Genomic DNA, 13,069 nt, shown 5'->3' on the forward strand with positions numbered 1-13,069 from the left:
TTCATTTTATGAAACACCTCGAAGATTTGTTACTGTTAGGCGACCCTCGCTTATACGAAAACTGCGACCCTGTTCTGGAATCAGAACTTTCCATGGTATCTGGGTGGGTCGCTGACTTGCACAACGTTATGGAGGAGATTCGCGCTAAGTACCAGTTCGGTAGAGGGATTGCGGCTCCCCAACTCGGCATTATGAAACGGCTGATCTATCTGAACGTCGACCGGCCACAGGTGATCATTAACCCCGACTATGTGTCTGTCAGCGACGAAACCGACGAACTCTGGGACGATTGCATGAGTTTTCCAAATTTACTGGTACGCGTGCGTCGACATCGTTCGTTAACCCTAACGTATCGCGATGAACATTGGCAGCCCCACACCTGGAACGTAACGGATTGGGCCATGTCTGAATTGATTCAGCACGAATTCGACCATTTGAATGGCGTACTTTGCACCATGCGGGCGGTCGATCAGCAGGCCTTCCGTTGGCGACCAACCCCGTCAGAAATAGAGAAGTAACTTAGATAATTAGTAGCTAGTCACGTTTTTATGTTCAACCTTCAAGCGCTCCTGCGTCCGCACATTCTTGGTTTAACCCCTTACTCGTCGGCCCGCGATGAATATACCGGTAAGGAGGGCGTGTTTCTGGATGCCAATGAAAACCCCCTGGGCTCGACTACCTCGACAGGCGAGTATAACCGCTATCCAGATCCGCACCAGTGGGCCATCAAACAGCGGCTCGCACCAATCAAGGGCGTGCGGCCGGAGCAAATCTTTCTGGGCAACGGCTCCGACGAGCCAATCGATTTGCTGGTACGTGCTACGTGTCGGCCGGGTCATGACAATATCCTGATTATGCCGCCCACGTATGGGATGTATGAAGTGTCGGCGGCAATTAATGATGTGAACGTCATTAAAGTGCCACTGACGCCCGACTTTCAGGTCGACGTGGAGGCCGTGCTGGCAGCTGTTACGCCCGAAACCAAGCTCATTTGGTTATGCTCACCGAATAATCCATCCGGCAATCTGTTACAGGCTGAAGCGATCCGGGCCATTCTGGAAGCGGCTCAGCAGTCGCTGGTGATTGTTGATGAAGCTTACATTGACTTTGCCGACACAACTTCCTGGACGAGCGAACTGGATAATTACACTAATCTGGTGGTGCTCCAGACGTTTTCCAAGGCCTGGGGATTGGCGGCCCTTCGACTGGGAATGTGCTTTGCGTCTGAGGAGCTAATTCGGGTCATGAACAAAATCAAGCCGCCCTATAACATCTCGGCTCCGACGCAGTCACTGGCACTGGAAGCGCTCGCCCACGAATCGGCCAAAAACGCAATGGTCGCTCAGATTTTGGCGGAACGGCAAACTTTGGCCGAAAATCTACGTTCTTTGCCTTCCGTGCAACGCATTCATCCGTCTGATGCCAACTTCCTGCTCGTACAGTTCACTGACGCCCAAGCTACGTTTGAGCACTTGATTGAGCAGCAGGTTATTGTGCGCGATCGGTCGAGGGTAAAACTGTGCGACGGATGTCTGCGTATAACAGTGGGTACCCGAGACGAAAATGAGCGGTTACTGGCGGTGTTGCGGCACATGAGCAGTAGCCCAGTTTCGGCTGAGCTGCCCCTTGGAACGGGCGATGTTGCCACCAAGCCTGAATTAGTGTCAAATTCGTAGTGATCAGTACTTCTTATGAGAAACGTATTTTTGTTGATGACAGCCACTTTACTAAGTTGGCTTGCTTGGCCGAATCAGGCCCAGGCTCAGTACAACAACTGGTCGGTTGGTTTCCGGGTGGGTGAACCAGCTGGAGTGAACATCCGAAAATATTTTGGTAGCAATCACGCCTTCGACCTCAATATTGGTACCTACGGGGGAATTTACGGCAATAAGCGTAGTTATCGTTCCGGCGATTACCGAAGTGTCGGCTTAGCCGTTCAGGGGCATTATATCTGGCATAAATCGTTAACCAGCAGCGAAAGTCTACGTGGTTATTACGGCTTTGGCGGTCAAATAAACACGCGTCGTTATTACCCGCCCCGGTTGAACGGCGAATACGAAAATGCGCTGTCCATCGGTGGGTCAGGCATTGGCGGCTTAGAATATTTTCCGGTGGGTAAACCCTATTCATTCTTCCTGGAAGGAGGACTGTATGTAGAACTCCTTCAGGCCCCGTTCTTCCTGAATCTGAATACAGGCTTGGGCATACGATATAATTTTTAAGTAAATTAGTCAGTCTAACCCACGATAATAACACTGACGTTTGACTGACTAATCTACCGACTGATCAACTGCTACATGTTTAAAATATACAGTTCGTCGGCTGGTTCGGGGAAAACGTACACCCTCACTAAAGAGTATCTGAAGCTAGCCTTACGGCCGGGTGGGCGCGACGACTATTTTCGGCATATTCTGGCGGTTACGTTTACCAACGCAGCGGCCAATGAAATGAAGAACCGAATCCTGGAACGGTTGTCGGACATCGGCGGGGGTAAAGAATTGCCGCTACTGAACGAACTAGTTACGGAACTCTATGACCTCACGCCTGGCTCCGGTGCGTTCGAGATTGCCAGGGCGGAACTGCGCGAGAAAGCTGCGTCCGTGTTCAGAACGATACTCCACCGGTACGCCGATTTCAGTGTCACTACCATTGACTCCTTCACACAGCGGGTGGTGATGGCATTCACCGACGAACTGGGCTTGCCGTATTCGTTCGATGTGGAGATGGAGACCGACGAAGTGCTCGAACTGGCCATCGACAACCTGATCGAAAAGGCCGGTACCGAAGAAATGGACGAAATCACGACCATTCTGAGTGAGTACTACACCCACACGGCGGCCGAAGGAAAAAGCTGGAATATGCTGCCCGAACTGCTGAAAGAGTTCGGTAAAAACCTGACCTCCGATCAATTCTACGAAGCCGTTAATGCCGCCCAGCAGTTGTCGCCGGGCGCGTTGCGTGCCATTCGGTTGCAGTTGCTGGAATATAATCAACAGACAGAAAATGAGATTATTAGCTACGGGCAACGCGCCTGGAAACTGATCAGTGAGGGTGGCCTGGACGAAACCGATTTTGCCTACGGAGCTTCTGGCGTAGGCGGGTACCTGAAAGCCATTGCCAACGGGGACGCCCGAAAAGAACCGGGCACGCGGGTCCATAATGCGGTAAGCAAGGGGGAGTGGTACGTCAAGAAAGCGCCGAAGCCCGTTCAGGATATGATCGAGAGCATGGCCGCTGAATTGTGCGATTGTATTACGCAGGTCAACACTATCCGCGATGAACGTGGTAAGCAGGTCGCTTTGTTCGAATGCCTACTGCCTCATTTGCAGAAACTGGCCCTGCTCAAGCAAATACGGGTTGAATTTGACGATCTGCTCCGGAAAGACGGCCGCGTGCATATTTCCGAGTTTAACAAGAAAATCTTGGGTATTGTCGCGTCGGAGCCGGTGCCGTTTCTATATGAACGACTTGGTACCAAATATAACCACATCCTGATCGACGAATTTCAGGATACGTCGCGGCTTCAGTTTGCCAACCTCTTGCCCCTGATTGAAAACGCCTTGGGGGCCGAGCACTTCAATTTAGCCGTGGGCGATGGGAAGCAGGCCATTTACCGGTTCCGCGGGGGCGACATGGACCAGATTGTGGCGCTGCACCGGCAGGACCTGAATACATTGAAAGAAGCCCATAACCCCGGCTCCTGGACGGCTGACCGCATCGACATGCTGGATGGTCATCTCCGGCCCGAGTTGCTGACCACGAACTGGCGTAGTGCGGAACCGATCGTGCGGTTCAATAACGATTTCTTCGATTTTACCGCCCGACGGTTTGACTACCAGCATCCGAAGCTGGCCGATGTATTCGATGCCGAGCAGCAATTTCATCAGATTGCCCAGCCGAACGCCCGCAAAGAAGGCCATGTGCAGATTGACTTCGTCGCTAAAGATGAAGAGGCCCGTAAAGATCTGACAATCATCATGCTCGAAAAAACAATGGAGCATCTGGATAAAGCCCTGGCCGACGGCTACCAGTACGGTGATGTTGCCATCCTTTGCCGAAAGAAAGCACATGCCAAAGCCCTGGCTAATGAACTCAATGCGAGACAGATTCCGCTGGTGTCGGCCGACTCGCTATCGCTGGAGTTTTCGGACCCGGTTAAATGGCTCGTTACGTTAATGCAGCTGTTGCAACGGCCCGATCAGCGATTATTGCGCTATGAGCTGCTATATCTGTTTCACCGGGTGGTGCAGGGAATCTTTCCGGACGATGCCCTGACGGAAAAGTTACGTGCCGTAGCCGAAAGCGACATTTCAGCCGTGTATGACTACTTGTCCGACGAAGGGTACCCGCTTGATCCGTATGCGCTTGGCCAGCTAAATCCCTATGAGCTAGCCGAACGACTGACGGCTCAATTCGGCTTGTTTAATCAGGCCGAGCATAATCCGTTTCTATTCCGGTTCCTGGATGAAGTACTAACCTTTAACCAGAAACGGAGTGGCCACCTCAGCGATTTTCTGTTGTATTGGGAAAGCGTCCGGCAGAAGATTTCGGTGGAAGGCAATGCCCGTAATGCGGTTAGCATCCAGACCATTCACAAGTCGAAGGGGTTAGAGTTTCCGGTCGTTATCATTCCGTTTGCCAACTGGTCTGTTGAACCCAATCGGAACAGCACGATCTGGCTTGATCTAAGTTCAGTACGGGCCGATCTGCTGGCCCACCAGAGTAGTACCGGCGAGATTACCCGACTGTTGTCGGCCCCGGCCATCACGAGTAGTAGCCTGACCAGAACCCCCGAAGCGGTGGCTGCCCAATACGAAGAGGAAGTGACCCGGACATTTCTGGAGAACATGAACCTGCTCTACGTAGCGTTCACGCGCCCCACGGATCGGTTGTACGTGATCGGCGAAGCGTCGGATTTCACGAAAGGAGGGAGCCGAAAAGATGTTAGTTATTGGCTACACGCGTTTCTACAGGACAGCGAAGTGGCCCGAAACTGCGGCTATGCCTGGCAGGAAGGGCAGTCGACCTACGAAATCAGCCAGTGCAGCGACGGCTTAACCCACCAAAAGGCGAGCGATGACATCGACGAAATTGTGCTGGACGACGTCATTAGTGGCCATCGGGGGCAAGACCTCCAGTTACGTCGGCAGGCCGATCGGGTGTTCGATGTGGCCACGTTTGAACGTACCCGCGAACGCGACCGTAAGCTGTGTGCCGCCTTGAGCCTCATTAAAGGGCCCGATTCGGTGGACAAGTCCCTGCGACGGTTGGTCAGTGAAGGGCTGGTTCGTAACGTTGAGTGTGCCGAATTAAGGCAACGCCTGATCGCTATTTTGTCGCATCCTGCTTTGGCTGATTTATTTGATTCGTCGCTACGGGTCGACACCGACCGGAGCATCTTAAGTAATAAGCGCCTGCACGGAGCCCCGCACCGGGTTGTGCATTATCCCGACGGGAGTGTCGTTTTGATTCAATATGAGTCAGTGACCCCACAGACCCCTGATCCAATCAGTTCCTTACGTTATTTTACCGGTCTTTACCGCGAGATGGGTTTCCCCGAAGTCGAAGGTCGATTGGTGTACCTGGGCGAAGAGCCAGAGGTCATTCGGGTGGTGTAAGCTTGTCTTTTTTATACGAAACAGATTGAAACATAGCGCGTTTTTTCTTTCCGTTTGGCTGACCATGCAATCGCTGGTTGGCCTGGCACAGTCGCCAGATTCAGCCATAAACGGCACTTCCCTACAAACATCACCCTACCAGCTGAGTACGGGCCGCGACCTAAGGTTACTGGGCGTAGGGGCCGCTACTGGAATTACGTCACTGATCCTGGAATCGCAGGTGAACGTCGTGACCGCTGACGAAGTAGCACGACTGAACCGGGCGAATATCAGTTCGTTCGACCGGCAGGCTACGTACGAGTTTAGCCCCCGGGCCGATCGGCTGAGTGATGTTACCCTGGCGGGCAATGCGGCCATGCTGGGGCTTATTACCCTGGGCACAAAACCCATGCGGCAGGAGCTGAAAACCGTGGCGGTGATGTATATCGAAACCTTGCTACTGGCTAACGGCGTGCAACGCTCTGTCAAGAATATCACGCAGCGGATTCGACCGTATGCCTACAATCCCAACGTACCGCTGGACGAGAAACTGGACCGCAGCACCCGCCAATCCTTCTTTTCGGGCCATGCAACCAACGCCTTCGCGACGGCCGTGTTCACGAGCGAGGTGTTCCGGCATTATTTTCCGCAGTCCCGACTTAAACCCGTCGTTTGGGTAGGGTCGCTCGGGCTGGCCAGCGCCACCGCTGCGCTACGTTATAAAGGGGGAGAACACTATCCGTCCGATTTACTAGCAGCTGCCGCCTTTGGCTCGTTGATCGGCTGGGGTATTCCAAAATTGCACGAAGTGAAGAATAAAAGTGAACTGGGCCGCCGACTTGATGTACAACCGTGGAGTAATAGTCTCGCTACTGGAGTCTATGTGCGGCTTGAGGTTCGTTAGTTGTCTTCTGTTTATCCGTAAGTTTGCTGATTAACGTTCTCGTTACTTTCTTGACTATAAAGCGCTCCCTTCTTTCCTTCCTGCTAAGCCTGCACGTATTCGTTGCGGTGGGTCAGGACACCCTTGTACAACCGGTTCGGCAACGCAAACCCAATCCGTATCAATTGAGTTGGAAAGTCGATGCCAGTCTGATTGGCCTATCGGGTGCTGCGGGTATATCGGCCCTCGTGCTGGAGCAACAGGTGCAGCCGTACGTAGTCAGTGACCTAAGCCGATTTGACCGCAGCCAGATCAATGCCTTCGATCGAGGAGCCACGTACCGCTGGTCGCCCAGAGCGTTTGACATCAGCGATCAGGCACTGACGGCTAATTTTGTTGCCACCGGGCTTGTGGCGCTGCCCACGCTGTTTCGATACAAGCAATGGGTAACGGTGCCGGTGATGTACCTCGAAGTGCTGGCTCTGCCCACGCTTGTTCAGCAAACCGTAAAAAATATTGTGCTGCGTACTCGCCCCTACGTCTATAACCCTGACGTGCCCTTAGATCCTAAACTAACCCCCAATGCCCGGCAGTCGTTTTTTTCGGGCCATGCCGGTACTTCGTTTGCGACGGCCGTGTTTGCCGCTGAAATGTTTCGGCATTATTACCCGAATTCTAAACTGAAACCCGTCGTGTGGGTGGTGATGCTCGGCCTGGCCTCAACAACCAGCGTGATGCGCTACGAAGCGGGTTATCATTATCCGAGCGATATTCTGGTTGGCGCAGCCTTTGGGGCACTGGTTGGCTGGGGGATTCCGAAGTTACACGAGGTGAAAAGCAAAAATAAGCCAGGTCATCAAATCAACATACGACCCTGGAGCAATGGCTCCGCAAATGGAGCGTATATTTGCCTGACAATTCGCTAGCACCTGAAAAAGTGAATGTACACCCCGGAATGTAGTGGGCATCTGCAACGTATGACCAAAATTACCGAACACATAAAGGCCGCTAATGGCAAGCCTATCTTTTCCATTGAAGTTATTCCGCCTATCAAAGGCGATAACCTAAAGAGTCTGCTCGACAATATCGAGCCGCTCATGGAATTCAAGCCACCGTTTATTGATGTTACGTACCACCGCGAAGAGTACATTGAGCGGCCATTACCCGATGGCACGATTCAGAAAATTGTGACCCGCAAACGGCCCGGTACGGTCGGTATCTGCTCCGCCATTATGCACCGGTTCAACGTAGACCCCGTGCCGCACGTCTTGTGTGGCGGGTTCACCCGCGAGGAAACGGAAGATTTCCTGATCGACCTGCATTATCTGGGGATCGACAATGCGTTGGTCTTACGGGGCGATCCGGCTAAGCCGTTTTTGACCTTCAAAGCGAAAGAAAACGGGTATGCATACGCCAGCGAACTCGTTGAACAGGTGGCCAATATGAACCGGGGAATTTATCTGCACGAAGAAGATACCCCCCTGGCTCCCAGCAACTTCTGCATCGGCGTGGCGGCCTATCCCGAAAAACATTTCGAAGCCGCCGACCATGATATTGACTTTGAATATTTGAAACAAAAGATAGATAAAGGAGCGGACTACATTGTGACCCAGATGTTTTTCGACAACCAGAAGTACTTTGACTTCGTAAAACGCTGCCGGGAGCATGGCATTACCATTCCAATTATCCCCGGCCTGAAGCCACTGAGTACCCGTAAACAACTTCAGATTCTGCCTAAAATCTTTCACCTCGAAATGCCCGCCGACCTGGTTCAGGCCGTTGAAGCCTGCGAGAACGACCAGCAGGCCCGGCAGGTTGGCATTGAGTGGAGCATTCAGCAGTCGCGCGAATTGTTGGCGGGGGGCGCGCCCGTGCTACATTTTTACACTATGGGCAAATCTGACAACATCATGAGGATTGCCCGCGAGGTGTTTTAAGTCACTGATCGTCATTGATCGTTGATAGTTACCAGCTACTGAATGACGATCAGTGAGTTTTCTATTAATAGTAGCTTTCGATGCGTAATAGCTGCTCTTCAACATTGTGCGGAACCGGTCGGCGTTCAAACAGGAATCGATGAAGTTGGCGAATCGCTTCGCGGTAGCCGGACCGCACATTCTCATCAACGCGGCTTTTCTGGTAGATGTGTAGCGTATGTCGCAACGCGTAGTACCAGGGGCGACGTAACCAGTAGTACCACAGCGTATCGCGGGTTAACAAATGCGTGCGTCGGGCCGTGCTCCGAACCGGGGAGGGGAAATGATACGCCAAGACGTCCTCTGCGTAGGCTAAACTCCAGCCTTTAGAACGCATGTCGGCCGAAAAAAGCCGTTCTTCGCCCGCAATCGCGAACTGCTTATGGAACCCCCCAATTGACCAGAAAGCTGCTTGCCTGATAATAACCGCGCAACACACGAACCCTAAAATGGCTGGACCAGGCAGCGGGCGCGGGTCTGATATAGGACTATCGCGCATCGCTTCGCAAACCGGTTCAAGCCGCTGTTCTTCGCCAAGCAATACCCGGCCCGCTAATACGCCCAGGTGTGGGTAGTCGTTAAAGCACTGGATGGCGCGGGTCAGTGCGCCCGGTGCCCAGTACGAATCGTCGTCGCAAAGAGCTACCAACGGGGTTTTAGCCAGGCGAATGCCTTCGTTACGTGATACACAGCCAAGCCCAGGCGGCAGTGTCAACACGGTAACAGCCGGAAAAACGGTGCACACCTGGTTCGCGGTTCCATCGGTAGAGCCATTATCAACGACAATCAAGGGCGGATTTTCGGGTAAAGACTGTAATTTTTCTAACGTATCTAATAGGGTATCCACCCGGTTATGGGTGACAATAACTACCGAGATTTGGTCACTGAACATGGCTTATAGTCGGGATTCTGTTCAAAAATGATAGACGCGTCTATCGTAAATGAAATTCACTTCAGGTATTGTTGTTAACTAGAGTAGGTTGGTTAGGTTAACGGTTGTTAGCCAACAACCCGATTTATTCTATGAAATGGTATTTAGTTAGCGTTCATTAACCCAGACATTATAAAGCTAATAGACTATTATGTATAGATGATTAGTATTCTATTTGGTATTACACGTATAACGCCAAATAATGTGTTGTGTAAATCAAGATTAATGTTAACTTGCCGACAAAAGGATGAGTGATTTATTTACATACACTCAGACCTTTTTTAAGGTGGATATTCTCTACACCGGTAACTTACTTAGCCTACATAATGAATACTATTCAGATTAATCTCGATGCTCTGGCGAGGTACAACATTACACCTAATCAGTATGTTTTTCTGTTTTTAACTCACACGCGGCAGTATGCTGCCATGTATAAGTTTGGTCACGAAGGGCCAAGCTTTTCAGCCGAAGAAATCGGTAATCTAGTTGATAGGGGGTTGATCCTCAACCTTAATAAAGCTGGGTACTACTACATGGACTTCTTTGTGTTGACCGATGAGGTCGGCAAAGACCTCTTTGATCTGGATCGGGAAAAAGCCGCAATGGAGTTTTGGAATGCGTATCCTATTCTGTTACGGGATTCCAAAACCGGGGAGAACTATTCGCTGTTGAACACCGATAAGCAGCAACTCCTCAAAGATTATTATACGCAGGTTGGACATTCGGAGCACAAACACCGCCGAGTAATGGAAGCATTGGATTATGCCATTGAGAACAACCTCATCGACATGACGATTCGGCAGTGGCTCGATTCGGAACAGTGGACCTGCATTCTGGAGTTGAAAGAGTTGCACGAAATGAGGTAGTTATCAATCTCTGGTCCATTACGTAAAGCTGGCGTAACACCGACTTCTACCACGATTTACTTCCTACAAGACTTACATAGCCAAACGCTGGTGATGCGTTTGGCTATTTTTTTACTAAAAAGACCTATAGATACATGCACTGAGACAATTATTTTGTCGTTTTTTAATGGAATTTTAATCCATAATCATAGCAAATAATTGAAAAATGAGCAGTTATCACGATTATGTTATAAAGGATGGAAAGTTTATAGGACAATTTGAAGAGATGTACCAGCAGTTCGACCAACCGTGGATGCAGGATCAACAACCGAATCCTTATGCCCGGCTGGCGGGGATTCAACACTTAAAGAAATTTGGTATCCGCTCGCTGCTGGAGTGTGGCAGTGGATTGGGCTATTATACCCAACAAATCTATCTACAAACAGGTATTAGCCCCCAGGGCATTGAAGTCTCTCAAACCGCTGTGAGCCGGGCCCGAGAGTTGTTTCCTCATCTTAACTTTGCCGTAGATGAGGTGAAAAATTTGGCGAAATACAGCCATTGCGATGCAATCCTGTTTGCTGAATTAACCTGGTACGTGCTACCTCAACTGAACGAATTGTTTAGCATCATGGCTGAGCATTTTCCTAATAAATATTTTATCAACAACCTGGTGTTTTATAAAGGCACCCAGCGCTACGGCACCGACTATTTTACAAACCTGCGCGAGTTCATAGAGTATGTCCCTTTCCCAATGGTAGGCTACTGCGAAGCCACAACGGAAGGGGATACGACCATTGAAACATCGGCCATCTTCCGGATTGCAAGCAAATAGCTGTTAATTGTTAGAGTAAGCCTTAGTAATTGACCTGGTGAAACCCCTTGCCGGCGAGCATAGCGGCTAGTCGACGACTTGAACCCATGTAAGGATATACTGTCCTGAACATATATAAACCCAAAAAGAAAACTCCGCCAGCATTAACTGGGCGGAGTTTTCTTTTTCAGACAATAGCGGTTAAACAGCTTTACTGATTGATCTTAAGTAATCAGCTTTTCTTTTGCTCTTTGGCCCAGCCATCTTTCAGTGTAACCGTCCGGTTGAACACGGGGCGCTCGGGGGTTGAGTCGGAATCCAGAATGAAATAACCTTTGCGCATAAACTGGAAGTTGGTTTGCGTACCGCTGCGGGCCGCTTCTACCAACGCGGGTTCGACAAAGGCTCGCACCACTTCCAGCGAATTTGGGTTCAGCAATTCCAGAAACTCCCGCTCGTCGGCGGCTGGATTCTCAACCGAAAACAGTCGATCATATAACCTGACTTCGGCCTCCACGGCATGAGGGACCGATACCCAGTGGATCGTACCTTTTACGTTGATGCCTGACGTGTCAGAACCACTGCGACTTTCCGGAATATAAGTGCACCGGATTTCGGTTATCTCACCCGTGTCGTCTTTCACCACTTCGTCGCACTTGATGATATAGGCTCCTTTCAGGCGCACCATACCCCCCGGAAACAACCGGAAGAACTTCTTCGGTGGATTTTCCATGAAATCGTCGCGCTCAATGTAAAGCTCCCGGCTGAACGGCACCCGTCGATACGTCATCTCGGCCTCTTCGGGGTTATTCTCGATGTTCAGTTCTTCAACCTTGTCTTCGGGATAGTTTGTTAAGACTAGCTTTAACGGCTTCCCGTCGGGGCGGCCATCCGTGAGCACGGCCATGACGCGATGAGTCGTTTTGTTCAGCTCTTCGCGGATGCAGAACTCCAGCAAACCCACATCAATCAGGTTGTCGCGCTTGGCGATACCGATGCGGTCGCAGAACTCGCGAAGGCTGGCGGGCGTGTAGCCCCGACGACGTAAGCCGGCAATCGTTGGCATGCGGGGGTCATCCCAGCTCGTAACATGACCTTCTTCAACCAACTGCTTCAGCTTTCGCTTACTCATGACCGTGTAGGTCAGATTGAGCCGCGAAAACTCGATCTGGCGCGACGGAAAAATGTCAAGTTTCTGAATGAACCACTCGTAAAGCGGGCGGTGTACTTCAAACTCAAGCGTACAGAGCGAGTGTGTAATGTGCTCAATGGCGTCGGACTGCCCGTGCGCAAAATCGTACATCGGGTAAATACACCAGGCATCGCCCGTCCGGTGGTGGTGCGCATGTTTGATTCGGTACATGATCGGATCACGCAACTGCATGTTGGGCGAAGCCATGTCGACTTTGGCCCGTAGCACCTTTGCCCCATCGGGATACTCACCTGCTTTCATCCGTCGGAACAAATCAAGGTTTTCGTCGACGCTACGGTCGCGATACTGATTGGCCCGGCCCGGTTCGGTGGGTGTTCCTTTCTGAGCAGCAATCTCCTCGGCGGTTGAGTCGTCTACGTAGGCCAAACCTTTTAGAATGAGCGTTTCAGCGAACTGATACAATTGGTCAAAGTAATCAGATGCATAGAACTCGTTCTCCCAATCGAAACCGAGCCAGTGTACGTCATTTTTGATCGAGTCGACGTATTCCGTATCTTCTGTAACGGGGTTGGTGTCATCAAAGCGGAGGTTCGTTTGTCCACCATATTTATCGGCCAGACCAAAACTCAGGCAGATTGCTTTTGCATGACCGATATGTAGATAGCCGTTGGGCTCGGGCGGAAAACGCGTGTGTACGCGTCCCCCGTTCTTACCGGCGGCAATATCTTCTTCAACGATTTGTTCAATAAAATTAAGTGAGGTTCCGGCATTGCTACGTTCCTCAAATTCTCTGTGGGCTTCCGTCATGAGTCGGGGTAACTGATAAAGCCCCGAAATTACGGCGATTGGGTGGGTTTGACAAGCGCTAGT

Annotated in this window: 11 protein-coding genes; 9 read left to right on the top strand and 2 right to left on the bottom strand. The window is 51.1% G+C overall.

What is annotated here, in order from left to right; translation table 11 throughout:
- Positions 1 to 8 precede the first annotated feature (8 nt).
- The 7 genes from ACFSUS_RS15460 to metF all read left to right on the top strand — a co-directional run bounded on the left by ACFSUS_RS15460 (position 9) and on the right by metF (position 8,417).
- Positions 9 to 518, top strand: a complete 510-nt coding sequence (locus tag ACFSUS_RS15460) for a peptide deformylase (RefSeq protein ID WP_381524077.1) — start codon at positions 9 to 11, stop codon at positions 516 to 518.
- A gap of 30 nt (positions 519 to 548) precedes the next feature.
- Positions 549 to 1,676: a histidinol-phosphate transaminase gene (gene hisC / locus ACFSUS_RS15465; RefSeq protein ID WP_381524079.1), complete on the top strand. Its 1,128-nt coding sequence runs from the start codon at positions 549 to 551 to the stop codon at positions 1,674 to 1,676.
- A 36-nt stretch (positions 1,677 to 1,712) separates the two neighbouring features.
- Entirely contained in the window at positions 1,713 to 2,222 is a 510-nt protein-coding gene (locus ACFSUS_RS15470) for a hypothetical protein (protein ID WP_381524449.1), read from the top strand.
- Between the two features lie 75 nt (positions 2,223 to 2,297).
- Positions 2,298 to 5,618, top strand: a complete 3,321-nt coding sequence (locus ACFSUS_RS15475) for a UvrD-helicase domain-containing protein (protein ID WP_381524081.1) — start codon at positions 2,298 to 2,300, stop codon at positions 5,616 to 5,618.
- A gap of 64 nt (positions 5,619 to 5,682) precedes the next feature.
- Complete coding sequence (locus tag ACFSUS_RS15480) at positions 5,683 to 6,501, top strand: phosphatase PAP2 family protein (protein ID WP_381524083.1); 819 nt, start codon at positions 5,683 to 5,685, stop codon at positions 6,499 to 6,501.
- A gap of 50 nt (positions 6,502 to 6,551) precedes the next feature.
- A complete protein-coding gene (locus tag ACFSUS_RS15485; protein ID WP_381524085.1) occupies positions 6,552 to 7,406 on the top strand; it encodes a phosphatase PAP2 family protein in 855 nt (284 codons plus the stop codon).
- Positions 7,407 to 7,457: 51 nt separating this feature from the next.
- Positions 7,458 to 8,417 carry a methylenetetrahydrofolate reductase [NAD(P)H] gene (metF, locus tag ACFSUS_RS15490; protein WP_381524087.1) on the top strand — a complete coding sequence of 320 codons (960 nt, stop codon included), beginning with the start codon at positions 7,458 to 7,460 and terminating at the stop codon, positions 8,415 to 8,417.
- Positions 8,418 to 8,481: 64 nt separating this feature from the next.
- Here the strand turns inward: metF and ACFSUS_RS15495 are convergent, their stop codons facing one another.
- Entirely contained in the window at positions 8,482 to 9,348 is an 867-nt protein-coding gene (locus ACFSUS_RS15495; RefSeq protein WP_381524088.1) for a glycosyltransferase family 2 protein, read from the bottom strand.
- 365 nt (positions 9,349 to 9,713) lie between these two features.
- On the opposite strand from ACFSUS_RS15495, the gene ACFSUS_RS15500 reads away from it, so the two are divergent.
- Both ACFSUS_RS15500 and ACFSUS_RS15505 read left to right on the top strand, forming a co-directional pair.
- Positions 9,714 to 10,253: a hypothetical protein gene (locus tag ACFSUS_RS15500; RefSeq protein ID WP_381524090.1), complete on the top strand. Its 540-nt coding sequence runs from the start codon at positions 9,714 to 9,716 to the stop codon at positions 10,251 to 10,253.
- Between the two features lie 205 nt (positions 10,254 to 10,458).
- The gene (locus ACFSUS_RS15505) at positions 10,459 to 11,067 is read left to right on the top strand and encodes a class I SAM-dependent methyltransferase (protein ID WP_381524092.1); all 609 of its coding nucleotides are present in this window, start codon (positions 10,459 to 10,461) and stop codon (positions 11,065 to 11,067) included.
- A gap of 211 nt (positions 11,068 to 11,278) precedes the next feature.
- Here the strand turns inward: ACFSUS_RS15505 and ACFSUS_RS15510 are convergent, their stop codons facing one another.
- Positions 11,279 to 13,006, bottom strand: a complete 1,728-nt coding sequence (locus tag ACFSUS_RS15510) for a glutamine--tRNA ligase/YqeY domain fusion protein (protein WP_381524094.1) — start codon at positions 13,004 to 13,006, stop codon at positions 11,279 to 11,281.
- Positions 13,007 to 13,069 lie beyond the last annotated feature (63 nt).

The sequence above is a fragment of the Spirosoma soli genome (assembly GCF_042684525.1).
GTDB classification, from domain to species: Bacteria; Bacteroidota; Bacteroidia; order Cytophagales; family Spirosomataceae; genus Spirosoma; species Spirosoma soli.